38 protein-coding genes and 2 pseudogenes are annotated in these 23,765 nt (G+C 40.5%); 30 read left to right on the plus strand and 10 right to left on the minus strand.

Annotation, left to right across the window (positions count from 1 at the left end):
• Positions 1-20: 20 nt before the first annotated feature.
• From MKX59_RS12850 to MKX59_RS12910, 12 genes are all read left to right on the plus strand, one after another.
• Positions 21-242 carry a hypothetical protein gene (locus MKX59_RS12850; RefSeq protein WP_076158322.1) on the plus strand — a complete coding sequence of 74 codons (222 nt, stop codon included), beginning with the start codon at positions 21-23 and terminating at the stop codon, positions 240-242.
• Entirely contained in the window at positions 217-720 is a 504-nt protein-coding gene (locus MKX59_RS12855; RefSeq protein ID WP_076296017.1) for a phage holin family protein, read from the plus strand. The genes MKX59_RS12850 and MKX59_RS12855 overlap by 26 nt, the downstream gene beginning before the upstream one ends.
• Positions 698-1,693 (plus strand): GH25 family lysozyme, encoded by a 996-nt coding sequence (locus tag MKX59_RS12860; RefSeq protein WP_076295983.1) that lies wholly within the window; start codon positions 698-700, stop codon positions 1,691-1,693. The genes MKX59_RS12855 and MKX59_RS12860 overlap by 23 nt, the downstream gene beginning before the upstream one ends.
• A 2-nt stretch (positions 1,694-1,695) precedes the next feature.
• The gene (locus MKX59_RS12865) at positions 1,696-2,253 is read left to right on the plus strand and encodes a phage holin, LLH family (protein WP_076295982.1); all 558 of its coding nucleotides are present in this window, start codon (positions 1,696-1,698) and stop codon (positions 2,251-2,253) included.
• A gap of 113 nt (positions 2,254-2,366) precedes the next feature.
• A complete protein-coding gene (locus MKX59_RS12870; protein ID WP_076295981.1) occupies positions 2,367-2,582 on the plus strand; it encodes a hypothetical protein in 216 nt (71 codons plus the stop codon).
• A gap of 78 nt (positions 2,583-2,660) precedes the next feature.
• Positions 2,661-3,536: a hypothetical protein gene (locus MKX59_RS12875; RefSeq protein WP_076295980.1), complete on the plus strand. Its 876-nt coding sequence runs from the start codon at positions 2,661-2,663 to the stop codon at positions 3,534-3,536.
• Between the two features lie 243 nt (positions 3,537-3,779).
• A complete protein-coding gene (locus tag MKX59_RS12880) occupies positions 3,780-4,349 on the plus strand; it encodes a hypothetical protein (protein WP_076295979.1) in 570 nt (189 codons plus the stop codon).
• Entirely contained in the window at positions 4,342-4,977 is a 636-nt protein-coding gene (locus tag MKX59_RS12885) for a hypothetical protein (RefSeq protein ID WP_081391291.1), read from the plus strand. The genes MKX59_RS12880 and MKX59_RS12885 overlap by 8 nt, the downstream gene beginning before the upstream one ends.
• Before the next feature lie 474 nt (positions 4,978-5,451).
• Positions 5,452-5,685: a hypothetical protein gene (locus tag MKX59_RS12895; RefSeq protein ID WP_076295977.1), complete on the plus strand. Its 234-nt coding sequence runs from the start codon at positions 5,452-5,454 to the stop codon at positions 5,683-5,685.
• A gap of 243 nt (positions 5,686-5,928) precedes the next feature.
• Positions 5,929-6,495: a hypothetical protein gene (locus tag MKX59_RS12900; protein ID WP_076295976.1), complete on the plus strand. Its 567-nt coding sequence runs from the start codon at positions 5,929-5,931 to the stop codon at positions 6,493-6,495.
• A gap of 146 nt (positions 6,496-6,641) precedes the next feature.
• On the plus strand, positions 6,642-7,187 hold the full coding sequence (locus MKX59_RS12905) for a hypothetical protein (RefSeq protein ID WP_076296016.1): 546 nt from the start codon (positions 6,642-6,644) through the stop codon (positions 7,185-7,187).
• 139 nt (positions 7,188-7,326) lie between these two features.
• Complete coding sequence (locus MKX59_RS12910) at positions 7,327-7,752, plus strand: NucA/NucB deoxyribonuclease domain-containing protein (protein ID WP_076295975.1); 426 nt, start codon at positions 7,327-7,329, stop codon at positions 7,750-7,752.
• Positions 7,753-7,793: 41 nt separating this feature from the next.
• On the opposite strand, the gene MKX59_RS12915 is transcribed toward MKX59_RS12910, so the two are convergent.
• The 4 genes from MKX59_RS12915 to MKX59_RS12930 all read right to left on the minus strand — a co-directional run bounded on the left by MKX59_RS12915 (position 7,794) and on the right by MKX59_RS12930 (position 9,105).
• Positions 7,794-7,997, minus strand: a complete 204-nt coding sequence (locus MKX59_RS12915; protein WP_076295974.1) for a hypothetical protein — start codon at positions 7,995-7,997, stop codon at positions 7,794-7,796.
• A gap of 133 nt (positions 7,998-8,130) precedes the next feature.
• Complete coding sequence (locus MKX59_RS12920; protein WP_076295973.1) at positions 8,131-8,565, minus strand: hypothetical protein; 435 nt, start codon at positions 8,563-8,565, stop codon at positions 8,131-8,133.
• Positions 8,566-8,672: 107 nt separating this feature from the next.
• Positions 8,673-8,864, minus strand: a complete 192-nt coding sequence (locus MKX59_RS12925; protein ID WP_076295972.1) for a hypothetical protein — start codon at positions 8,862-8,864, stop codon at positions 8,673-8,675.
• Between the two features lie 106 nt (positions 8,865-8,970).
• Positions 8,971-9,105: a hypothetical protein gene (locus tag MKX59_RS12930; protein ID WP_256704534.1), complete on the minus strand. Its 135-nt coding sequence runs from the start codon at positions 9,103-9,105 to the stop codon at positions 8,971-8,973.
• Between the two features lie 124 nt (positions 9,106-9,229).
• Between MKX59_RS12930 and MKX59_RS12935 the strand changes: the two genes are divergently transcribed.
• Entirely contained in the window at positions 9,230-9,391 is a 162-nt protein-coding gene (locus MKX59_RS12935; RefSeq protein ID WP_179086227.1) for a hypothetical protein, read from the plus strand.
• Between the two features lie 91 nt (positions 9,392-9,482).
• Positions 9,483-9,704, plus strand: coding sequence for a LexA family protein (locus MKX59_RS12940; protein ID WP_076295971.1), 222 nt, complete (start codon positions 9,483-9,485; stop codon positions 9,702-9,704).
• A 289-nt stretch (positions 9,705-9,993) separates the two neighbouring features.
• On the opposite strand, the gene MKX59_RS12945 is transcribed toward MKX59_RS12940, so the two are convergent.
• Positions 9,994-10,527 carry a hypothetical protein gene (locus tag MKX59_RS12945; RefSeq protein ID WP_076295969.1) on the minus strand — a complete coding sequence of 178 codons (534 nt, stop codon included), beginning with the start codon at positions 10,525-10,527 and terminating at the stop codon, positions 9,994-9,996.
• A gap of 161 nt (positions 10,528-10,688) precedes the next feature.
• Here MKX59_RS12945 and MKX59_RS12950 point away from each other — a divergent pair, with 161 nt between their 5' ends.
• The 5 genes from MKX59_RS12950 (at position 10,689) to MKX59_RS12970 (ending at position 14,421) form a co-directional block, all read left to right on the plus strand.
• Complete coding sequence (locus tag MKX59_RS12950) at positions 10,689-11,024, plus strand: YolD-like family protein (protein WP_076295968.1); 336 nt, start codon at positions 10,689-10,691, stop codon at positions 11,022-11,024.
• A gap of 64 nt (positions 11,025-11,088) precedes the next feature.
• Positions 11,089-11,802: a hypothetical protein gene (locus MKX59_RS12955; RefSeq protein WP_076295967.1), complete on the plus strand. Its 714-nt coding sequence runs from the start codon at positions 11,089-11,091 to the stop codon at positions 11,800-11,802.
• The gene (locus MKX59_RS12960) at positions 11,753-12,274 is read left to right on the plus strand and encodes an accessory gene regulator ArgB-like protein (RefSeq protein ID WP_076295966.1); all 522 of its coding nucleotides are present in this window, start codon (positions 11,753-11,755) and stop codon (positions 12,272-12,274) included. Before MKX59_RS12955 ends, MKX59_RS12960 begins: the two co-directional genes overlap by 50 nt.
• A gap of 126 nt (positions 12,275-12,400) precedes the next feature.
• A complete protein-coding gene (locus MKX59_RS12965; protein ID WP_076295965.1) occupies positions 12,401-13,120 on the plus strand; it encodes a hypothetical protein in 720 nt (239 codons plus the stop codon).
• Between the two features lie 1,115 nt (positions 13,121-14,235).
• Positions 14,236-14,421, plus strand: coding sequence for a hypothetical protein (locus MKX59_RS12970; RefSeq protein ID WP_068942649.1), 186 nt, complete (start codon positions 14,236-14,238; stop codon positions 14,419-14,421).
• 28 nt (positions 14,422-14,449) lie between these two features.
• On the opposite strand, the gene MKX59_RS12975 is transcribed toward MKX59_RS12970, so the two are convergent.
• Together MKX59_RS12975 and MKX59_RS12980 are read right to left on the minus strand one after the other, a co-directional pair.
• Positions 14,450-14,806: a DUF6199 family natural product biosynthesis protein gene (locus MKX59_RS12975; RefSeq protein WP_233903729.1), complete on the minus strand. Its 357-nt coding sequence runs from the start codon at positions 14,804-14,806 to the stop codon at positions 14,450-14,452.
• Positions 14,790-15,188, minus strand: a complete 399-nt coding sequence (locus MKX59_RS12980) for a hypothetical protein (protein ID WP_340858466.1) — start codon at positions 15,186-15,188, stop codon at positions 14,790-14,792. Before MKX59_RS12980 ends, MKX59_RS12975 begins: the two co-directional genes overlap by 17 nt.
• 401 nt (positions 15,189-15,589) lie before the next feature.
• Between MKX59_RS12980 and MKX59_RS12985 the strand changes: the two genes are divergently transcribed.
• From MKX59_RS12985 to MKX59_RS13005, 5 genes are all read left to right on the plus strand, one after another.
• Positions 15,590-15,733 carry a hypothetical protein gene (locus tag MKX59_RS12985; protein WP_340858467.1) on the plus strand — a complete coding sequence of 48 codons (144 nt, stop codon included), beginning with the start codon at positions 15,590-15,592 and terminating at the stop codon, positions 15,731-15,733.
• Between the two features lie 177 nt (positions 15,734-15,910).
• On the plus strand, positions 15,911-16,183 hold the full coding sequence (locus tag MKX59_RS12990; RefSeq protein ID WP_071653168.1) for a hypothetical protein: 273 nt from the start codon (positions 15,911-15,913) through the stop codon (positions 16,181-16,183).
• Positions 16,184-16,237: 54 nt separating this feature from the next.
• Positions 16,238-16,456 (plus strand): hypothetical protein, encoded by a 219-nt coding sequence (locus MKX59_RS12995; RefSeq protein ID WP_264453675.1) that lies wholly within the window; start codon positions 16,238-16,240, stop codon positions 16,454-16,456.
• A 144-nt stretch (positions 16,457-16,600) separates the two neighbouring features.
• On the plus strand, positions 16,601-16,771 hold the full coding sequence (locus MKX59_RS13000; protein ID WP_340858468.1) for a hypothetical protein: 171 nt from the start codon (positions 16,601-16,603) through the stop codon (positions 16,769-16,771).
• Between the two features lie 170 nt (positions 16,772-16,941).
• Entirely contained in the window at positions 16,942-17,067 is a 126-nt protein-coding gene (locus tag MKX59_RS13005) for a hypothetical protein (protein WP_023989030.1), read from the plus strand.
• Positions 17,068-17,128: 61 nt separating this feature from the next.
• Here MKX59_RS13005 and MKX59_RS13010 read toward each other — a convergent pair whose 3' ends face one another.
• Positions 17,129-17,455 carry a hypothetical protein gene (locus MKX59_RS13010; protein ID WP_023989029.1) on the minus strand — a complete coding sequence of 109 codons (327 nt, stop codon included), beginning with the start codon at positions 17,453-17,455 and terminating at the stop codon, positions 17,129-17,131.
• 135 nt (positions 17,456-17,590) lie between these two features.
• Here MKX59_RS13010 and MKX59_RS13015 point away from each other — a divergent pair.
• From MKX59_RS13015 to MKX59_RS13035, 5 genes and pseudogenes are all read left to right on the plus strand, one after another.
• A pseudogene (locus MKX59_RS13015) lies at positions 17,591-18,229 on the plus strand (hypothetical protein).
• Between the two features lie 302 nt (positions 18,230-18,531).
• Positions 18,532-18,789 (plus strand): YdcF family protein, encoded by a 258-nt coding sequence (locus tag MKX59_RS13020; protein ID WP_075154283.1) that lies wholly within the window; start codon positions 18,532-18,534, stop codon positions 18,787-18,789.
• Between the two features lie 54 nt (positions 18,790-18,843).
• Positions 18,844-19,299 (plus strand): DinB family protein, encoded by a 456-nt coding sequence (locus tag MKX59_RS13025; RefSeq protein WP_071558644.1) that lies wholly within the window; start codon positions 18,844-18,846, stop codon positions 19,297-19,299.
• Positions 19,300-19,703: 404 nt separating this feature from the next.
• Positions 19,704-19,922 carry a hypothetical protein gene (locus MKX59_RS13030; protein WP_023989025.1) on the plus strand — a complete coding sequence of 73 codons (219 nt, stop codon included), beginning with the start codon at positions 19,704-19,706 and terminating at the stop codon, positions 19,920-19,922.
• Positions 19,876-20,232, plus strand: a complete 357-nt coding sequence (locus tag MKX59_RS13035; protein WP_340858469.1) for a DNA methyltransferase — start codon at positions 19,876-19,878, stop codon at positions 20,230-20,232. Before MKX59_RS13030 ends, MKX59_RS13035 begins: the two co-directional genes overlap by 47 nt.
• A gap of 107 nt (positions 20,233-20,339) precedes the next feature.
• On the opposite strand, the pseudogene MKX59_RS27590 reads toward MKX59_RS13035, so the two are convergent.
• Positions 20,340-20,763, minus strand: a pseudogene (locus tag MKX59_RS27590) (MepB family protein).
• A 482-nt stretch (positions 20,764-21,245) separates the two neighbouring features.
• Between MKX59_RS27590 and MKX59_RS13050 the strand changes: the two are divergent.
• A complete protein-coding gene (locus MKX59_RS13050) occupies positions 21,246-21,998 on the plus strand; it encodes a collagen-like protein (protein WP_340858471.1) in 753 nt (250 codons plus the stop codon).
• Between the two features lie 547 nt (positions 21,999-22,545).
• Here the strand turns inward: MKX59_RS13050 and MKX59_RS27595 are convergent.
• Positions 22,546-22,788 carry an IS3 family transposase gene (locus tag MKX59_RS27595; protein WP_091002005.1) on the minus strand — a complete coding sequence of 81 codons (243 nt, stop codon included), beginning with the start codon at positions 22,786-22,788 and terminating at the stop codon, positions 22,546-22,548.
• Positions 22,789-23,765: the final 977 nt, after the last annotated feature.

Genomic DNA, 23,765 nt, shown 5'->3' on the forward strand with positions numbered 1-23,765 from the left:
CGAAGGAGGTGATTGAACCCATGGCAAAGATAAAATCCACATTGGATATACAACTGGATCTAACAAGGCCGATTGAAGAATTGACTGAGGTCATTTCTGCTGTAATTGCTTCACAGCCACATAAACGTAAAGAAATACTTGAGGGATTGGATATAGCTGTAGGAAATGCATTAGCAGAGATACAGGCCCAAGAGGAAAAGGAACAGAAAACAGATGATGATAGCTCAGGAAAAGTTTCCTGAACGGAGAGACGGGGGAAGTAAGGTGGATAAGTGGGAGGTTTTTAAGTTCAGTACTGCTTTAGGAAGCAGCGCTGTGACGTATTTTTACGGTGGGTGGTCGGGAGTATTGGGGGTGTTGCTTGCACTGGTCATATTTGATTATGTGACTGGACTATTGGCAGCGGGAGCAGAAGGGAAGAAAGGAACGGGACCAGGCTTAAAAAGTAAAATTGGTCTTATCGGTATTTCTCGTAAGGTTTTTATTTTTGCAATGGTAGCAGTATCCCATCTGATTGATGGTGTCTTAGGCGATTCGCATCTTTTCCGGGATGCAGTCGCCTATTTTTATATGGCAAATGAGCTGCTTTCCATTCTTGAGAATGGAGGCAGGCTTGGAGCGCCAATTCCACCAGTGATCCGGCAGGCAGTGGAAGTTCTAAAAAGTAAAAGTGGTAACCAGGAAGGAGAGAAAGAGGATGCAACGACGAAACAGCCGTAATGCCCAAGGAATAGACGTATCCCGTTATCAAGGAAAGATTGATTGGAAGGCAGTGAAGGAAGACGGTTTATCGTTTGCCTTCATCAAGGCTAGTCAAGGGAAGTCATACCGCGACAAAACATTCATCGGTAATGCACAGGCTGCACGAGCTGTCGGAGTCCTAGTAGGAGCTTATCACTATGTAGACGACTCTGCGAAAACGCCGGAGGATGCCCGAAAGGAAGCTGCAAACTTCGTGAGCGCCATTGATTCAGCCGGAGGCATCACGGCTTTCGATCTGCCACCAGTAATGGATTATGAGTCCAATAAGTCCGGCTTAAGCAAAGCGGCTCTTACAGCCGTAGCCAAGACATTTCTGGCGGAAGTTGAGCGGCTTACTGGAGTACGACCAATCGTGTACACATATCCTTCGTTCATCGGTAATTTCAGCGGCTTATCAGATTACCCATTGTGGATTGCCCGGTACAGCGCCACACAGGTTCCGCCTGGCGCATCCGGTTGGTCACGCTGGGATTTCTGGCAGTATAGCGATGGCTCGGCTGGTGGCACATTGCCGTCCGGCACACGTAAGGTGGCTGGCATAGCGGGTCCAGTCGATTTGAATGAATTTGACGGTACGGCAGATGAGCTTCGGACACGGTTTAGGAAGAAGACATCCGTACCCAAAGAAGAGCCTGCGACTGTTGCGGATGGATCATTCCAAATCAACGGAGAGAATGTGGGTAAAGCTCTGCTGTTTGATGGAAAGACTCACGTTCCGTTGCGCGTGCTGGCGAATGCTCTCGGTATCCCTTTACGCTGGGATAATGCCAAAAAGGTCGCATATCTGAACAATCGAAAATTGCAATCTGTGCAGCTTGTGGAGGGTGTCGCTTATGTACAACTTCGGCCAATCGCAGAATCTTATGGAGCTGAGGTTTCTTGGGAAGCGAAAAATAAAATTGCTGGTCTGAAAACGAAAGGGGATAAGTAATCATGCAAACACAAACCATTATTGAAAATGTACAACCATATGTAAGCACCATTGTCACAGCCGTTGCGGGTGTGCTTACAGCGTTTGTTTTAGGAGGTTTGAACAAACTAAAAACTAAGGTTAACGTGTGGCTAGAAGCGCGTACAACGGCAGCGCAACGTGAAGTGATTCATAAAATTGCTGGGGAGGGCTTTGCTTTTGCTCAAACAGCATTTAAAGAAGCTGGGGGAGAACGTAAGCTTCAGGAGGCTTTGCAATATACTACATTGCGATTGGCAGAACAGGGCATTACTGTATCAGCTGTAGAGATTCGATCCGCGATAGAAAAGGCATATTTGGAGTATAACTCTAAAACGAAGGCGATTGTAACGGAATTACAACTTAACGAAAAAGCTACTCAAGCGGCTGCTAAGGAGGCTGTATCATCGTTGGCAGCTCAAGTTACTGCAATCCTTTTACAGGCTACTGGAGCAGATACTGTGGCAAACGCGACACCTGAAATTCATCAGGATACTTTTCCAGCACCACAAGCGAATGTAACGGGAGTAGCAGTAGAGTAAACAAATATAACCCCCTGCCGGAAGACCTAGCAGGGGGTTATATTTGTTATGAAGTGGAATAATTGTGTTTAAGTATAAATAAATATCAAGATTAAGAAGGAGTTGAACAAGCTATGGAGAATAAGTCCTATAAATCCAAATTAGGAGGAGATTTAGGTATGGCAGTAAATGATAAAATTGAGGTAATTTCTAATAGTAATCCCGAAATATATGGGGCAGTAGGCACAATTTTGGAAATATCAGAAACAGCTATTGGAACAGATATCCGAATTAAAACTGAAAATGGTTTAGATATATGGATTGATGCAGAAGATGCCGTTATCTACTAGAAAAGATAAAATGTGACAAAGGTAGCGTAAATATGATAATATAGGCCTATCTACCAATGAGAGGAGATAGGCCTATTTATGCATATGGATTTTAGGGTGTACCAGGTTATTTACTCTGGTGATTTAGTCACCAATGGAGAGCGTTTGTTTCAATACCTTAAAGGATTGTCAAAAATCCCGGGAGAACAAGGTTTTGAATATTGCATTACAAGCGAGATTGATTATCAATCTAGTATCATTTGTGGATGCCTGTCTGAAGAGTACTCTCCAGACATTAACTCTGTAGATGATGAGAAAAATTCCTATGTACCTGATGTAGCTCCGTACCTCAACACATATTTTGCACTTGATTTGCAAGAGCAAAGACTGCTAATACAGCATAGAGAGTACCCAGCGAATAATCTTAATAGGGAACAAGCGTTGGCGCGTCTTGCCACAATGATTAATGGTGGCTTCCAAGGTATATACGGGTCAGAGTTTGATTATGTTATTACAAATAGAGATGTAACCGAAGAGGAATTTATTGAGGTCTTTAACCAAAACAGAATTACATCTCTCAGAGTAAAGCTTTTCCAACAGGGGAGATTACTGAGTGAACAAGCGCAAATTTTGGAGGATCATAATGTTAACGCTTCATGGATAGAAGGATGGAATTCTGACGAGAGCGAGACATATGAAGTGGTTCTTAAGGCTCCCGGGAGAGGTGGAGTTGGAGATTTAAGACGGTCTCCTATCGCAGTGAGCCTCATTAACCTCCCTGTAAAGGAGATTCTTGAATTGAACTATTGGAGTGAAGAAGATGGAGTTGGTACAATGTCAAGAACTGACTTAAAAAAATTAAGGGTTCAAGGACTTGATAGAAGAACTCAACCCATCACTGGTATCGATCGTCTATTACTTGATCTTCGTAATCGGAGACCTGAAATTAGAAAATTTGTTGCATTCAATTTTTAAATTATTTTCTCCTACAATATGTTTACGAGTCTATGCACTAATTTGAACTCATCAGAATACCCTACTGGCTTGATGCAAGTGGGGTATTTTTGGGGTTGTTAAAGTGACTAATAATTCACCTATATTGATAGAGTCAATTGCAGGTGTGTTAATCAGTTAGTGTAGGCTGAAAAAGACTAGATTATAGTTTTTTTAAATGATCTGTTATAATTAAGAAAAAGAAATATTTAGGAGGTGTCATGTATGGATGAACAGCAGCTAGATATTGCAGCCATCCTAAAATCCGGTCTTGGATACATAGATGCTGCTATTAAAGAAGACAGCAACACAAAATTGTTTTTATGGAATACAATTGAGAACGTTTTAAATAGGGAACATAGTAATTATGAAAGTTTGGCAGATGTGATAGACCTCATCTTTGAGGCTCCAGCGGGAAGAGCAATAGAATTAGTAATAAGCAAATACATGGATGAAGTGTCTGACTACTTAGTACAAAACAAATCCTTCTACATTTCATTAAATCAGAGGTTTCAATTTGATTATAGAACCTCTATTGAGGCATTCAACAGATCCCCGCTTAACATAGTTAGATGTGAACTGATGGGTGCAAAATCGGACATTATAAGAATGTTTCGTGCTGATAGAACATATTTTGATTTAAATGCTGATCCTACGGGTATTGCATACATTGTAGAGTTTATGCTTAACTTAACACAAACATCCTTATTTGAAGGGGATGAAGTTTTTAAAGATGAATTTTATAATTACCTTAAGGGGAGAGCAGAATCCGCTCTAGCAAGTAGCGATGAATAGTTCAAGCGCTTCTAAAGACCCAAACAGCTTATTCAACGGTGTTCCTATAGGAACACAAAAAAATAAGGGCAATGCATCCTTTATCCCTGCTGGTAAATACAGTTCCCAGTCGTCTTTTAATAATCAAGATGTAAAAATAAATGTTCATACTCCTCAGGGGGGAAGTAGTTCGTCTATGGAAGGATTGCTGCAACGGATTTTTAGGGGACAATATGAAACGGCTTCAGCAAAGGAAAACCATACAGAGGTTGGTGATAACATGGAAGACTCGACAAAATTGTTGCTTGAACGTATTGAACGCGACTCAAGAGAACGCGAGGCTCGTTATCACAAGGACGCCCAGGAACGTGAACAGCGTTACCGTGATGAAATGCAGGAACAGGATCGTCGTTGGAAACAAGAAGCTAAAGAACGCGAGGAACGTATTTTAACTGCAATTAGAGAGGGCTCAGAAAGAACTGAAACGAAGATTAGCTCTGTCGAGGAAGAAATACGCTTGATAAAATCAGAGGTTTCCTCAAGTGTAAAACACTCACAATCGTTAGTAACAGCAAATATATGGGGTTCTATTGCTACTGTTGCCGCAATTGTTGCAATGGCTATTACAGTATTTCTTGCGGTAAGATAACGAACATTTTCAACATCATTCAAATCATGTATGCTGATAACAACACATACGGAAGCACCGTTATGCAATCCGAAAGCATCGGTGACACCCTACTGGCTAAGCTGGTAGGGTGTTTTTGCGGTTTGCCGTTTAGCCCTGTCAATTTCTTCAAGGACACATACTATATACCGTAACTTAAAAAAAGGAGGAGTTCATGTGAGTGAATGTGGACATGAGCACAAGGCCAAACATTTTTGTCCTTTCACATCGACAGGTGCAATTTTGGTGCTCTTTATCCTGTTAGTCATAATTACTAAAGCGTGTTGGATTTAATTTCGTGAAAAGAATTGTTGGATAATACTACTTCACTTGACTTGACTCTTTTTTAAGGATGGTAAAAAGTAGAGCCCAACAAGCGTATTTGGCAATAGCCTATGCGCTTGTTGGGTTTTGTCGGCAGGGGAATATTTTATTGAATGATCTGAGGTGATCAGCATGAACCATACATATAAAGTGTTAAAGTCGGATATCGAACTATTTGCTGCTGCATTAAGCCAGGTAAGAGTATATGTAGTCCAGCCGTTGGGAGAGGATTTGATAGATATTGTGGACTACGGTGGAATAGTGGAGAAGATTACACCGGAGTCGATTAAGATTAACGGAAGCTATTTCATGAGGAATCAGTTTGAATTTAGAGTAGATGTGAAAAAGGACTCCGCTGGTATGTAACCAGTATGGGGTCTTTTAATTAGAACTAATAAATTGCAGATGCTTTTATATAATATTTTACAATCAGAGACCAGAAAATTCGACAAATATATACATAATATTACAGTATTAGGTATATTGAACCGTTGTAAAATGAGTAATTATTCTTATTTAATTGTAGCATATTTTGATTATAATGAGCGTATATCCATAATATTGAATTTTGTGGGTGTGAAAATAAAGAATAAGAATAGGAGATAACACGTGAAAAAGAAATTAAAAAGTTTATCTTTGTTAGGTGTAATAACTTTATTGTCATTAGGTTCTAGTTCAGTTTATGCAGAAAGTGTTACTGAAGCAACGTATGAGAAAGCGATCGACCCTTCAGGAATAGTAATTTTTGCGGAGGCTAAATATCCCGGGCCAGGGACTTATTATGAGCCCTATCAAACAACGAGAGAAAAATCTACAGACTTTTCTATGGAAGTATCTAATACTGGAGGGGGAACAACTTCGGTAACGAGGACGGTAAGTATACGCAAGTTTGCAAATGTCACCATTGGTGGTGAGACTGAGCTAAAGATTATGGCCCAAAAAGTTAAAGCATCTCTTGATGTAAATGCAGGAGTTGATTCTACTAAATCAGTTAGTATTACATGGTCTATTCCAGCGAAAAGTGTTTATACTATTAAAGCTGGGAGTGTAGTGGTAAAAACAAGTGGCTATATCGAAAGAGCTAATAGTTCTGGTGTGGTAGTTAGCAGCACCTATAACTCTGGAAATTGGACTACTTCCGAGTTTTCCGATAGTATATTTGTAAGAAAATTGTAATAATTTCATAGGAAACCAATATCCAAACTGGTTTCCTTTTTTTATACTTCAAGGGGGTGACAGAGATCATTTTAAGAAAAACTAGTTTATGGATTTTAGTATTTATAATTATAACTCTGGTTGCCTGTAGCAGTAATAATAAAGAGATGGATACAGCTAATAATAAACTTAATCCTAGCAATAATGTAAACAACGGGACAAATAAGAGCAAAAGTGAAGAAAGAAATGAGGATCAGAACAATGAAAAGAGTGAGCCTTTTTTAACGGGGACTCATTTTGAAGACCCTAACGCCTTTCTTGTCTATGATTTTAAAATGTCTCACGATTCCTCTGATAACTCAGTCTCCTTTCGTGTAACTTATAAATTTGGAGACAAGCCTAGAAAATATATATTGGAGGGTAAACATCCATATTATTTTTATATAAGTGTTCCAGAAAGTTTAGCTAAATATTATACTTTGCCTGAAACTATACCAGTGAAGGGTGAAGAATTAATTTCAGATGACGATAATCTGAAATACCAAGTTGATATCAAAGCCTCGCTAAAAAAAGAGTTACCAAAAGATGTTATTAATTCTATGATTAATAAACCACAAGGATATTCCATAACTGTATTTGAAAATCCGGATTACCCGGCTAAACGTATAGTAGGTGTTTATGAGTTTGTGAGCACACTCCCTCCTAATACCTAAATTTAATCTCAGATAGGACTTATATTAGTTTGTAATAATAACTGGTATGAGTCTTTTTAATTAGCGACAATATGCCCGATACTTTGACATATCTTTCAGTATAGTATTTAGAAGATTTAACATATTTCGGAGGTGTCATATGGTAAAAGGATTTGTAAGAGGTTTAATTGTATTTTTACTAGCTGCTATTTTTTCCGTACAAGGTGTATATGCTGAATCGGCAGCAATTAGTCAACAAGCAACAGGGTATACGTTGGAGTTTCCAAGCTCACGCTACCCTGAAACCGGAGCACATATTAGGGATGCCATTGCAGCCGGACACTCTGCTGTATGTACGATTGATCGGGATGGAGCCGAGGAAAACAGGAAGGAGTCTCTAAAGGGATATCCGACTAAAGAAGGATATGACCGTGATGAGTGGCCAATGGCAATGTGCGCTGAAGGTGGCGCAGGTGCTGACATTCGATACATAACCCCTAGTGATAACAGAGGAGCAGGATCATGGGTAAGCCATCAGTTAGATAAGTATGCTGACGGGACAAAAGTGAGGTTTATTGTCAAATAGTAAAAAGCTCTGCTAACCTTAATTGGTCGGCAGAGTTTTTTTTATTTGAACAATTTGGAAAGCAGCTTGAATATATCGAACGTGCTGCGATTGTACACCTTGTTGTATGCCGCCTTACGTGGGTTACGGAGCCATCCCCAGCCCCGTGGCATCTTGAGTCCTGCGCGGTGTACAATCTGCCGTTTAAGGCTGGTACGGGCTGCTATACGCTTGTTTAGGTTGGGTTTGCGAGGTCCGTATTTCACGCTTTGTCCCTCCATACCTTTACAGCCACGTAAACTGATACGAGGACCGCAGCTACACTAACCACCATACTCAACGTTGCCATACGGTTACCTCCTTTTAGAAAATTGGATTGGAATATATCTCAGACGGATACTAACTACATTGAATTGCAGGAATCTTACAGTTATTCAGAGCCCATTCAAACCAAAATTCATACCAAATCAACTTGGCCAGAATATCGTCCTCGTTCCTGCGCCATCCCGCAATACTTTTAGGGTGATCCGTAATCCATTGTTCCTTCGCTCGCCGGATTATCTTCAGGTCATCATCTTTTATTAAAGTTGTGGCCGTGCTGTCGAAGTTGAAAAGCACATCTTTCAGACCAGTCGCACTAGAGAACCTCGCAAATCCCGAATTGCTTGGATACGTGAAATTGCCCTTCCCAACTAAATCGGGAAACGGATCATTTTCTGGAAGCTCCCACACTGGTGCTTCAGCAACCTCAACACGTTCAATTTCGACAGTTATTTGCCCGTCATTCTTGTCTACATGTAATATCGCTTCGCCAATTCCAATATTGTATCCCATCTATAGTCCTCTCCTTTTAAAATTATCATCTAATTTTACCACATCTAAAGTATTCAGAAATCAGTCCTCGCACCTTCTTGTATAGAGGGGCCGAAGCCCCTTGATGATTAATTGTGAGCAGCCTCCAGTTCTTGCATTTTTGAATTAACCGTGTTGTGAAACATGATGTGCCAGTTACTATACTTAAATTTCTTGTAATCTTTTGCGGCGCTTATCTTTTCAATGGGATAGCCCAACTCCTTCATGGCGCTTTCCAACAAAATTACATTTTCCTTTGTTGCTCTGTACTTTTTGAACATTTTCACTACCTCCAGCGTAAGGCCGCCGCCAATTGTATATGTCAAACCGTTATGTTATGATTGGGTGGAGATGGCGCTATACTAGCCGCCACCTCTAAAGGAATCCTTAACGTCTGCGCCGACCGCGTCGTTTGGTTCCTTTTTTCTTTGTCTTCTTACGGCTGGCGTTGTGTACATGGAGTACAGCCAATGCTGTAGCTAGTTGGATGATTGCCGTAATAAGGTTTACCCAATCTTTCATATGCTTTGTTCACCTCCTTACATTTACTATTTTACAGCATTTAAAATGCTTTGTAAATAGTTTTTTTGAGTGTTGCTAAAATATTTTAAATGCTGTAAAATGTGCGTAATAGGAGCGTGATTTTATGGCGGGAAGACCACCAAAAAAGGATAAGAAAGTGAGAGAGGCTATTTACTTCGAGCCTGAGCTACTTGAATGGTTACAGGAGAAAGCCGAAAAGCAGAAATGTACCGTAAGTGTTATAGTCAACCAGATGGCGGAAAAAGCGAAAGAGCAAGAGGAATAATAATTATTCCTCATTGCTCTTTTTTGTTTACATTGTTTAGAACATTTGTTCGGTATATAATGAGTATATCCAAACATCAAGGGGTGACATCATGATGAAATTGACATCGAAAGAACTGAGAGCCTTGAGTTATATCGAACAATTTATCAAGGTAAGTAAATATCCACCAACGGTTCGTGAGTTACAAGTCGGGTTGGGGTTGGCAGCTACATCAACAGCATATGGGTACATGGAGCGCCTGCAAAAGAAGGGCTATATTGTACGTGGTGAAAATATGCCGCGTGCACTTAAGGTGTTACCTTATGCTCACTGATCGAGAACGGAAGTTACTGCGGATACTGTACAACTATTCTGCTGGTCGCCGCCGACTACCAACAATTAAGGAACTGGAGATAAAGACAGGAAGGCGTACAGAGGACATAAAGGCGGGGCTGTTGGCTCTTGAGAGGGATAATTATATTCTATGGGATAACAAGAGAGATACCCGCCACATCATGATAATAGAGGGCTGGGATCGTGATCAGAAGATTGTTACGCCCCCAGGTGCGGCGAATAGATACTATACAGAATATTAAAACCCCGGATTGCTCCGGGGTTTATTATTATTTAAGTCGTTTTTTGTGTAACTCTGGAAAATCATCGCCGCCCATTAAGATATAAATTTTCTGAGCTGTAGCAAGATTATCTTTTTCTACTGCTGCAGCAAGTTTCGAAGCATTATCTTTTTCGCTAGGTGCTACCTTTTCAGAATATTTGTTTAAAACCTTAATAGCTGATTCATGACGCTCAACTGATAGAGTCCCTTTTACGGTCAATTCAATATATGAAGAAGTTTCATTGAGTAAAATTTGTTTATAACTAGCTTGCCATTCTTCCTGTGTAGGTTCTGTTTTCTCAGCTTTTTCTTCGGTTGTTGATACTGCTTCTTTCTTAGGGGCTGGGACAGATACAGCGGTTTCAACCTTTTCCGTTGGTGAAGGTGCCTGTACAGTTTTTGCTTCAGAAACTTGCTTTGAATCTACTTCAGCTACAGTCTGTGTTCCTTCTCTATCTTTTAGACCGCCACTTATTCCCCCAATAACTGCAAACGCCATGATAGCCCAAAACCACCATTTCTTATATACTGGTTTATTCAATATTACTTCCCCCTATTTAACCAACATTTTCATAAAAATAGTATATATGACCTAGGAATATTTTTCTAGTACAAAAGTTTTATAGATGGCAAATAAAACACCTTGTTAGGAACAAATGTTCGTAATATAATCGTTACATAATACATCAGGAGGCTACATACATGGGAAAGAAACTTGAGGGTAATGGTTTATGGGAAAGTTCGCGGATCATCATACCAGAACATAAAGAGGCTTATTTAAAGCTCATGCAGGATCGCCAGAGGCGGGGAAAACCGGAGTTGGACGACCAGGAGGTACAATTGATTGAGCAGGCTCTAATAGAGTCTTACAACTCGCGTAAGCCTGTCAGCGTGACTGTATTTAGCCCGTTCGACGATACGGTTATGACTGGTGTTGTTACGTCAATTAACACCGCTAGACGCGAAGTGAAACTGTTTCGTGGTGAGGATGATTTTAGTTGGATTAAGCTGGAGGATATTGTATCAGTAAATTTTTAAAACCTCTTGCTTACGCCATGCACCACTATATAATTAAGGTAGATTAAATATAGGGTGGTGTAAGGTGTTAACCAATTTGTTTTATATAATTATTGGGGTGTTTGATGCAATGGCCATAATCGTCTTCCCTTTGGCCTTGTATATGTTACCCATTAAAGAGTATAAATACAGGATTATCCTTTTTGCTGTGGTTATATCTCTCGTATCCTTTTTGATGCGGATTGTACTAAATGTACCTAAGTTGGACTTGCCTTTGCAGTACGCACTATTTTCAATATTTCTTCGCGTAGGGTTAAAAATAAAATTGCACTGGTCTGCATTTATATTGGGAGTTGCCATTAGTGCCTATGCCACTATGCAAATGGCTATTTTTTATGTATACAGCTTCTTTGACGTAATGCAAATTAACGTTCTTAAGGAGAATGCTACACTTCAAGTATTCTTGCTACAAGGTACATCTATACTTATCACTTATCTCATTGCCGCGCTTTTTAAGTTATATGGCACAGGTTTTTCTTTTATATCAGCACCTCCACATGATTTCATTTGGAAGGAAGACTATACAACCCAAGAAAATAAAATGGTCTTAACAAGCACTTTGTTTTCGACAATAACGATAAGTTCAGGAGTATTACTTTTATACTATCTAAACCCGCTTGCAATACTGTTGGTGTCTGTGTTCACTTTTGCCCTTTCTTATATCTTCTCCAAGAGGAGCGATTACGAGGATGCTAGAAAAGCTCTCGAAGCGTATAGCGAGCGAAATAAAAAAAGCTGATCCAGATGGACCCGGCAGCGTCGAAGTATTGACCTACGCAATCGGGATTAAGCTTAATTGGTATACGGGGTTAATACTTACAGTGCTATTTGGATGGGTACTGGGTGATATTTTAAATGCCCTTTTGGCTTTTTTCAGTTTTGTAGCACTTAGAAAGTTCTCGGGCGGGTTCCACTTTCGTTCTTTAACATTCTGTGCCTTATTTTCTGCAACGCTTTTCGCTAGTATACCTCTAATACATCTTGGACATGATGGCACAATCTTGCTTACATCCATAACAGCTTTAGTGGTCTTATGGGTGGCCCCTCGCAAATCTGAGGACCTTAATCCTTCGGGATTAGACCCATATTTAAAATGGATTTCGTTAGCTGTCGTAATCACTAATTTTATATTCCAATCACCTATAATTGCTCTTTCTTTCATGGCCCAGGCCATTCTACTTTTATTAAAGAAGGGAGGTGAGCAACAATGAAAAAGGGAATCGCACGTTTTGTAGCTAATCGTTTAACTAAAGATGCTGAAAAATCTTCCAAAGCCGAAAAAACATTAGTAGGCGCAATGCCGCTTCCAAAAGAACTGAAGAAATGATACCAATCCTATGGACAACGACAACAGAGAGATTTTTGCACCGGAAGTTTTGCCAGATGGGCAATACGGAGAACGGTATTCATTTTTTGAAAATGATTTAGTGTGTGTAGAACGATGGATACCGAAGTCAAATTACGAAATACCCTTCTTTATTACAATGGATGGAAACTTCACTGCTCCTACAACACACGGGGAATTCGCTGATGGATTCCCCGATTTTTGTAACTTGGACACGGGGAATTTGGTTAATCTTAAAAATGTTTCCGAATCAGAAACAGCCGATTATGGAGGCAAGGTTTTTTTTCCCGGGACTGCGATGCATACCGGCGTTAATAAGCTCAATTCAGCGGTTCTGTTGGATCTTATAGAGGCTGCTAATAAGCGGCCCACCGATCAACGGTTTATTATGGGCGTGAATAATTCTAAAGCAGGCCTTTTTCCTGCTAGGGACGTTTATTATATGGATATGTGGGACCCGAAGAAAAATTATCACGTACCGCGTTTTCACCATATGGGAGGATTTTACGTGGTTGCTCTTACCATGCGCCAGTGCCAGGAGGCATTTCCCTATCTATTCCCGGCCACTCCAGGCCACCTTATAAATGTATCCAGAGTAGCCGGATTTGAAGAACGCAGTTTTGAGACAAGAGTCAGATTTAAAGACACGGATTATACGTGTCCTATATCCAGACCGAAGCACAGAGCATTAAAAAAAATATTACGAAAATAACAAAACCCGGCCTACGGTCGGGTTTTTAACATACTTTTTATACAAAGTCAATAGCAATCTACCCTAGGATAGCGCAAATCGATTCGACGTGAAACGACATTTTTCCCCTTTACGTCATGATGTGAATATTGATATAAAAGGGTTAAGAGATTCAAAAAAATAGAATAACGGGAACGCAAATTCTTGTTAGAGGGAAGGATGTGAAAAAGCGCCTCCCATGAGAGAGGCGCTTAATTGTGGGTTGGCATCCCTGCCAGGATAGCCGAATTTAGTCCCACTGATAATGATTCACAGCGAGTATACATGATATTTTGTCGTCAGTAAAGACAAACACTTAAGGAGTGCATCAATAAAATGACTAAACATAAAGTTACACTGCCTTGGGATTTAGAGAAAGACAACATAAGATTATTTATCAGGTCAATAGTTATAGCTCATTGCGTAAAGATGCCAGTTGACGTTGAGGTATTAACTCCCTCGGCGATACATGTTTTCACTATTACCGATTAAATTAAAAGGCTTGAAACGTAATGTAGTCACGTTTCAAGCCTTCTTTGTAACTGCCCCCAACACCTCCCCCAAATTGCCCCCGAACTTAAAATATTACATGATATTTCAGAAAATAAAAATATCCATTATAATGTGCTTTATCGCTATTAAAGCACCATATGATAATTTAAAAATCCATAAAACTTATATCGCACCCAAGTGCATCAATGGGAACGTGATCAATATCTGACTCTTTACTAAAATGGGAATCCCTTGGCGCTCTAAGCGTTGAGGGATTTTTTTGTATGTGGGTAATCCATCCGTCATTTGAGACTAATTAGTTCTCCCCACAATCTCCCCATAAAAAAATATTATTGAAGTAGACTCCCGGTAAAAGACTCATATTTCTCCATGCTATTCATCTCTATTTTTTTGGAGATGTGTGCATAAACGTCGGCTGTGAAAAAATTTCAAACTAACGTTGAATGCAAATATGTGTTGGATGCCTTGAAAGTCTTAGAAAATGAAGTCATTACACTCGGGTATACTGGCTCTTCTAAGCTACTCACACTCCAAAGTGACGAGTCGAGTTTCTACATTGTTCTTCCTTATAGGTGGCTGGTTAGATGAGTAAATACTATGCGAGAAAAATGATTTTTACTACTTACTACAGCGGCAGTCGGTCTTTGAAGATTAAGGAAGTTCGTTTGCTGGAAGCTATGGATGAGAGACAGATTTCTGTTTTTGAAAACGTGAGCAGTGACATTTTGGGAGTCGCCGCCAAACAGCAAGTGCCTTATGGATGTGGGTAATTTGAGGATTGAAAACAGATAGTAGAACTTACAGGAATATAACCAAAAGTCCACATGTTAAAAAGAAGAACCCAAAGAGAATCGATACAGAGCCTCTAAATTTCATGTCATCAATGTAAGCATCACTTGGTTCTGAGTCACCTTTGATCTTCCAGGCTTCGTTTGCACGCCATCCCCAAGTGGGATTTCGTTTACTTAAAATACCAAGCGAGAAAAAAATAATCGCAATAAAAATAAGCATGAATCCCATTGGATCAGCCCCTTTAAGTAAACTATACCAAAAAAGAACGACAGATGGAAAGTATCGTCCCTCAAGAACGGATAGAAGAAAAATAAGAGGGCTTTGCCCTCCATTTGAAGGTGTAATTTTAATCTGAATAGGCAACCGCGTTAAAACTTTCTATTCCTATTCGGGTGGCATCCGCTGTGCAAAATAGATATAAGGTATACACCAATTCATTTGATGGTGGTAGAGGGACATTGTAATCGGGAGCATTAATGGTGACGACCTGCACAGCGTTGGGATTTGCCTCGGAGACACTAACAGAGTAAAGGGCGTAAGCAACAGGAGAGTCGAGAGTGCCTCTAACAATAGAAATAGCAATAACGGAGTCAAATGGTGGAGTAGTGGGAAATGAAAGCTCAGCAATCCCTGATAATTGTACACGCATATTTTCCCCAGCGCCCGTCACGTCTAAGCCAAGCTCTGCGATGGCTACAGGAGTATTGGCTGGCAAGAATTGAGATTGTATTACCATAGCTTGCATTTTGAGATGTTCGAGCATCTAACAATCTAGTCATTATCTCATCTCCTTTTTGATAGTTTATGCAGAAGATATTCAGTGTTGAGGGCTTGGTGAGCACGCTTTGTGCTTAACTACAACATGAAGCCGACAAAAACAATTTTTACTGTGACACGGTCGATCGGTTTGGAATGATCTTGTTGCTAAAGGGTTAGCTACAAAACGAGGCGGATGGGATGAGAAAAGTGCATATTTTCGCCTGACATATGAAGATGCGAAGACCGTTTATACAAAGCCAATGCCATGAAAGTATTTTGGAGCATTGCATTAAAAAGTTTTGAACCCATAGGGGACAAGAAGAAGGGGCAACTTTCCATAAAGGAGAGAGACACAATGCATCCCCTATACCAAAGGAGAGATAACCCGTGAGTAAATACAAAGTGTATGAAACAGTAGCGGTGAGACAGTTGGTATATCTAGGAGAATACGAAGGGAATAGAATGCGTGAGATCGGAGCGCAGATTCGGTCTGAAAAGCCCAATATGATCATAAACCCACAAGAAATATAAGAATTAGGGAGATTAGAACTGATTGACATAGATATTAGACAAATATACCTATAATGAGCGATAAGCACAGTGGGGTAATACACCTCAAACGCTACATAGAGCGGTTTTACGTGGATGGGGTAGGGAGTAACCACCAATACAATACGCTCACCCAGGAACGTTGGAAGGATGATAGATATGAATGTGTGGCCGATATCGGCTATTAAACAAGATGGTAAGTCCAGATGTGCCAACTGCGGAAAGCCGATAAGCGAAGCTAGAGAAATACTTACAGGGAGGTTATACGATGGGGAGTTTGCTTGCTGTCGGGAATGTGATGATGAACATGAAGAATTAGGCAGCCCCATTGAACATGGGATAAGATATCGTGATTTGAATATTAAGCCTATACAGGGTGTCGGTCACACGGCACCAAAGGGAGAATATATAGATGAAAATCGTAGTGAATAATGAGCAGGAAGCGGACTGCGTCGCTTCTTCCAAGACGGACACGAATATTCGATCATGGACTTGATCAAATCAGAAAAGGAAAAACAAGAAGACACAGAAGACTTGCAAGGAGAAGATTTTCGCATTTTGGCAGAAGGATTTTTTTGGTCAGAACTGCATATAGAGATTGATCGAAAAGAAGAAGAACTGAAATTTCGAGACGACGATTGGGTGACAGGAGAATGCATACACTGTGGTACTCATACGACGGGAAACAATCGCGATGAAGATTAACCTATAGTGAGTGAAAAGCGATGGATTCTCCTGAATCGCGGGCTACTTGGCGATGCGACGATTGTTACAATCGTCTATGTCCGTGCTGCTCAGAACGTCTTATAGGAGACGATGAAGACGACGAATGCTGGGGGAGGAACAACAATGACAGATAAACCAGACTGGGAAAAGCGAATGGTTTACTGGATACTGGAAGCCGAAAAAGAAAAAAGTTGGGTAGATGATATAGAAAAACGGTTGTATTTTTCGAACACCGAAAATGAAATTATTGAAAGGAAACATAAAGGTACTCGTCGATACTCAAAAGGAATCTGAATCCCTAATACAACAAAGGATGCAGAGATAGCCAGACTAAACGGGTCACTCATGAAAGCCTTCCAGCTGTGGACTGATTATTTTAATGCACCGAACGCAGAGGGCAAAGCGTGTATTAATATCGAGTTATCTAAAGTGTTTGCGAATGCGGCGGTCAAGGAGGATGCCACATGATACGCGCATATACCACTATATTAGCTGCTGTACTGTTGTTTATAGGTGTAGTACAAGTAGATAGGTATATGTTGATTGAGACTGTGCCGGCAAGCGAGGTGAGGATTAAATATGGCAAATAATAACGATGAAAAAAGTAAGCACCTATGAAAAAAAGTGCTTACTTTAAAGTTAGTTTTATTATTAAGGGAATATTTTGTAAATGTAGCCTTGATATAATGGGCATACTTTGTTGTTGCCTTTTTGTTGCCATTTATATAAATTAATATTTCCTCCAAATCCTCCTGTCATGTAAAATTTTTGAGTTGGAACTGTCGATTTCATATCCTCTTTAACTGTTGCACCTCTGATGCCACTTACCCATTTTTTGTTCCCTTGAGGCGGATCATATGGTGACTGAGAAGAAATATTTGCTGAAGTTGGGGCTTGTTCTGCAAAACCTAAAGACGGTACAGACAATGCCCCAAGAAGAACTGTGCCAGCAGCCAAAGCAATAATAGATTTTCTCAAAAGTAAAGCCTCCTTAGTTTGTTTTCTTCGTATGCAAACTATGGTGTAAGGTAATTATAGTGTTTTGATTTACATATATCTACCAAAAATAACGATTTCACCAAATTATCACATTATATAAAGGAATGATAAACGATGAATGACGATCAAATGTGTATAGTTAATAGTCTTGAAGATGAGTCTTCTGATACACAAAAGATAATCCAGGTAAACTTTTTTTCGGACATTGAGCAGGAAGATATTCGAAAAACAAAGTGGCTTCTTAGTAAGTATGTTGATATGATCGAGGTGATCAAAAACTATGAGTTTGCTCTCCAGTAGATTGAAAACGGAATGTCTGCGTATGAGTTACTTTCCGCCGAGGGGGCAATTGCAAAACGAGAGTCAGGTCAGGAGTTAACGGCAGGTGTAACAGCAAACGCTGTAATCCTAAAGGACAAACGGCATATGAATTACAAATTCTATCAATTCATCACAAACAATGTCCGCTTCGCCGTAAACAACATGAGGGATCCACACGAGGGACTTGCTGCTAAGCTGCTGTTCATAGACGGTAAAAAATACCTCAAGGCCCAGCAGTATATGGAGAAGGGATACAGAAAAGATGTGCCTGGTATCTCAGCTACGACATTTGCAGTTAAACGACGACGAGCGATTGTAAATATAGCAAACAGTCTTAAAATTAATCGGACTTTGGATTTTGTGGTTATTGACTATGGTCGGGACCGCAACAAGGAAGGTGAAATCGGACTTAGGATGCCAGAAGTAAATTAGACCGTAAGGGCTTAAGCCTTTGCGGTCTTTATTGAGGTGTCAGAAGAAAATAAAGTTCTAGACAGAAAAATAAAGTAATAGTCTGACGATGCTTCATTAAGCTAACGGGCAGGAAAGTTTAACCAAATAGCGAATGGATAGTCTTTGAATACTTCGAAAATACCGGATTCCAGGGTGTTAATACTGAGGAGTTCTACATATGTCATTCCCCTTTGATTGTATTAGTGATTTTATGTTTTTCGAAACGGAGTTGGAACAGTCAGACATTATATTAATTCCCAGGAGCAAGTCATCCTCAATTAATGGAAAGAGTTGCAACATTGTACCATAGCGGTATCGCTCAATTTATTCTACCTTCTGGTGGTACGACCCTTCATGTAGAAACAACCGAATGGGAGTTTCTAAAAAATGTCGGGGTAGCGTTAGGAGTACCTTCAGAATCATTACTTAAAGAAGATAAAGCAACTAATACCTTTGAAAATGTACGTTTCTCCTTGGAAGTGTTACAGCAACAAGGAATTCATCCAAAAAAGGTTGTTTTAGTTCATTCAAATGATTAAACTAACGAATAACAGTAGGTTCAAGTAATCGATGAGACGAAGAGGGGGGCCGAAATGAAGACGATCAAGTGCATGATGGACCACCTGTACTGGGCGGACGGGCGCATCTTGGACGTGCTTGAGGAGAGTGAGACGAAGAACAAGGACCTTCTGAAGCTGGTTCGGCACGTCGCGGTCGCGGAACGAGTCTGGCTGTCCCGATTGCAGGGCAAGGGCAGCACGCAATATTCGTTGTGGGAGGAAGTGGAAGACCTGAAGGCGATCCGGACGATGTTCGAAGAAAACGCCGAGCAATATCGCGTCTATATCGAAGGGCTCGAGGAATCCGAGTTGGACGAGATGATCGACTATGCGAACCAGAGCGGGGTTCCGTTCCGAACGTCCGTACGGGACATCCTGTCGCAGGTCCTCTTACATGGGCAATATCACCGGGGGCAGATCAACCGGGCACTTCGGATCGAATCGGCAGAGCCTGCCCAAGTCGATTACATCACGTTCGCGAGGCTCTAACAGGGCCTAATAATCACCATTACTCGGAATGGGATTGGTATTGAACTAACGGGACACGTTAGTTTAATGGAACAGCGACAGTCTAGGACCTTTATTTTTTCATCCTTGGTTGTCGCTGTTCTAATTTCTAAGGTCAGTCTAAAACTTATTTTATGGAGTTTTCTTCGAACAATAAAGTTGTGTACTAGCGAGTCAACTACAATTATTTTCCCCTGTGCGATATACAATAAAGTTGTGTACCAAAATCCAATATCTGCGATTTATATTTTTTTTAATATTCTAAAAATATGTACGTTAAACCCTTATAAATATGTTCTCCTGTCTTTAACTTTTCAAATATTTCTTTACCATAATACCGCTCTCTATTTAAACCAAAGCAGCCGTCCTGATTTTAGCAAAGCCTGATGACACTTGTTCATCAGGCTTTTGTTTCTACTAAGAAACATACTTTTGTTATTGTAGAAAGAAAATTTGAGGATGCTATGAATGCTGCTTCCTTTGGTTGGGCACAGTATCGTTTTAAACATGAGCCGATCTTTTACGCTCATCTGAAAAGCAAGGCTCCAGCCCGATACGGTGATCGGAACACAGACTACGGTATGGAAGGCTGGTCTTCCTGTTGAGGAACCGCTGCCTAGGACAGTATGGGAAGTTTCACGGGGCAATGTAAATAAGTATGTTCACCCCACTCAGAAGTCCCTTGATCTACTAGCCATTCCAATTATGAATAGTAGCCAGCATAGTGGCGTAGTTGTCAATTTCTTTGGCGGCAGCGACTCTGCCCTTATGACCTGTGATCAGCTTGACCGCTGTTGCAGGACCATGGAACTCGACCCAGTATTTTGTGATGTGATTAAAATGCGATATCAGCAGGCGACCGGCATGGAGCCGGTACGTCTTTCTAATGTTGCAACACATTATTCTAAATCGTAAAGTATGTTTGTACGAGAAATGTCTATTGGTTCGTTTACAGGTATGTTAAGAAAATACTTTAACTGCCATGTCTGAGTTTTCTGAGCCTGAAGGCTTGTAGGCGCGTCCTATGGTGGATAAATACGTATTGCTCTTTTACCACCTTCATCTTTGTTTGATAATTTAATCAGAATAGATTTTGGGAATACAAATTGCCTCAAGCTACTGTCTTTACGTGTACTAATAACCAAAAAGTCGATTGGATCTGATACGTCATAGGGTTGTATTGGTCCATCCCCAATTCTCTTATATAGTCACAAATTTCCTGATCTTTTTTGGAGTTGTCTTTGCAATACGGAATCGTATAGAGTGGGCATTTAAATTAAAGAAGTAGGCCCCATAGTCAGCGTTTTGTTTTTCTGGAATTGGTCCAGTACATTTAAAATTGCATGGATTATAAACTGAAACTTTAGCGGCAAGCAGGTCGGTATGAATCTTATCAGATGCTGTCCAAGAATTTTGGTCACCAGAAGATATTTCTTTGTTAACCATTGTTATTTATTCTCCCCCATATATAAAACCGTTGTTTAACGTAGCATTCACTATATTAATGTAACCGCAGATGGTTCACAAGTTTGTGTATATTCTGCCTAGTATAAATAAAAAGGGAGACGCGTGAACGTCTCCCCAATGACAATGGGACAGACAACGAATAGCAAGAGACACTACTACAGCGCGAAATAGAGTTCGTCGAGGGTATCTTTGATCAATGGTATAGTACCGAAAGATTGTTAAGGCTGGTATAGCTCAGTGGGTCAAAGACCTACAGGCTAGAAATATAAAAATGCAGATAGTGCAGAATCTGGATCGGTTGATTGAACTGGATATAAGCTTCAGAAGGATGAGCTGTAATAATGCTAACACGATAGAGTCAGACCTATGCCTATTTTCCCAAGATGAAGTCAACAGCCCAATCTTTTTGGTTAATTGCACAATAAGCTACTTTGACTAGACTTTGGAGGTGATCATTAAATATGTTTCGACATTATTATTGGCAAAAGAAAATGCATCGGAGAAAATTTAGAAGATGTGTAGTTAAAAAAGTCAAAGTTTTACCGAAAGTTATTGTTAAAGGGATCCGAGGACCTCAAGGACCTCAAGGACCTCAGGGACTGCCGGGTCCACAGGGAGTTCCAGGCGCTCAAGGCCAGCAAGGGCTACAAGGTTTTCAAGGAATTCCTGGACCAACAGGACCAGCAGGAGCAGTAGGTCCAGCAGGACCAGTGGGACCGGCAGGAGCGATAGGACCAGCAGGACCAGCGGGAACGGTAGGGGCGGTAGGACCAGCAGGAGCAACGGGGGCAACAGGGCCTGCAGGCGCCGGGATATCAGACTTCTTAAGTGTTTTCCGAGCAGATCCTGGTACGGGAACTGACACAGTTCCGGGTAACTCACCAATTACCTTTACTGGAGTTTTGGCTAATGTTGGTGGTGCATTTACTTTCACTCCTCCATCTCCAACGATAACAATCAACGAAACGGGGAGCTATCTAATAGATTTTACAATTCATAACCAAGGCAATGCTGACTTTAACCTTACCGTAAATGGATTCCCTGTTACCCCAGTTCCTTTCACGGGTAACGGTGGCGGACCAACTTCGGCAGAAGTCATTATTACTGTAGGGGTCGTTCCTACAACTATTCAATTAGTAAATGCAAATGCAACCCCAGCCCAACTTCATAACTTTACCAATACTACTCTTACTATATTAAAGTTGACTATTTAAGCCATTCTTAATGATATATAGAACATTATATGTAGCCGCTTTAGAAAAGACTGTACGATTTCATATCGTCAGTTTGTCTAATTACACTCATAGTAAGCAGACGTATTTATGGGGGGGATTGTGTAGCATGGCAAGAGAACGTAGTGGTAGTAATAAGATCCATTAAACATTACCACTACTCCAAAGCCTATCTTTAAAGTTAAAATGGAAAATCCGTAGTAACATGGTAAAAAGCAATGATATTATTCAGACATAGAAATATGGATGCTAAGAAGGTCAGGAAACTTTTCCTACCTTCTTTTTTTGTTGTGACAAAATAGGAACTATTGCTTTGATCCGTCAGAAACGACAACTCATGAGCGGCAATCAATATAAATTTTCTTTTTCGATTGGTCGCGAAAAATGGGAAGCTACAGAAGAACGGGCCGAGGTCGATTGGCCTAAAGTTTAGGCATTGCATCAAGTCGCTATCTGATCTTGGTTTCTTCGCAAATTCCGCAATCATGAAGTGACCCCTTTCAAGCAGGCAGCTATCAAAAAGCAATAATTAAGCAGCCTGAGTACTGTATTCATAAGGAGTCAGGTTGTTTAGTTTCTCATGAAAGCGTTCATGGTTGTAGAAATGGATATACTTCTGGATGGCATGCTCCACCTGTTGAGCTGAGGCGAGAGGGATATTGAAATCCTTGGTCGCTATGCAGTAACACCTCGCGCGTCCTGTCGTTTCCTTGCCTTTTTCACCGTATCTAACACCAGGCTCAAATCTTTCTGCGGCTGATCTGGTAGGCAACCATTACGTTGTTAAGAAGATCCTGAATCGTGGAAAGGTAGAGTCTCTGTCCATTGAACATGAGGTAAGTGATGTCCGTTACCCACTTTTGATTCGGCTGGTCAGTCTTAAACTCCCGGTTCAGATGATTGCCAGAAACAACGTAGGCTACTTTCTTGCCATAGTAGTACGATGCTATGTCCCTTACTAAGCAATTCTTGGATCACCGCAAACTTTTTACTCTTGGGTACAGCATCCATTCCTCCGTTCACATTTGCAAGAGCTTTTTTAGCATTTCATTTTCCGCTTCGAGGCGTTTCAGCTTGACCTCCGGATATTCGGGTCGTGTTCGAGGTCTGCCGATGCCTGGCCCTTTTGCTTTGCCTCGTTTTCCCTCTAGAGCATTAACTAACTTATCTTCTCTTAGAAAGAGAAACCGGAATCGGCAGGAATACATGGATCTGGCGTATACCTGTAGCAATCCATGATTTAAACAAGCGAATCCCAAGGACTATCGGATTAACAGAAAATGATGATGTATACTTTCCAAATATTGAACAAATCTTTGAAGTTTATAAAAATGACAAAAACAAAATATTTAACGAGCTTCACTTCATCGAAGCAACTTTCATTGAGCATTATAACGAGGCTAAGAATCTAAAAGAGGAGCTTAACCAGCCTAAAGATAATTTGATTATGCTTGATAATAAAAACAGAAAACATACGAGTTTGGAAAATTTGGGGAGCTATATTTGAAACTGAGGTATCTAATCCTGCGAAAAAAATTTAACCTTTCAAACATGAAAAACAGGTTTAGCCATATATTCAAAAAAGGACCGATAGGTCCTTTTTTTTGTTTGAACAGAGCGGGTGAATATTCTAAGACTATGATTTTGAAATCTGGGATGAGCGTTATAAGCCCCCGCATTTTACACAGCGTTGTAAATGCTTCAAATCTTATTCTGAAATCATTGTCCATCTAACCTATTAAAATTATA

The sequence above is a fragment of the Paenibacillus sp. FSL R7-0340 genome (assembly GCF_038002205.1).
GTDB classification, from domain to species: Bacteria; Bacillota; Bacilli; order Paenibacillales; family Paenibacillaceae; genus Paenibacillus; species Paenibacillus polymyxa_B.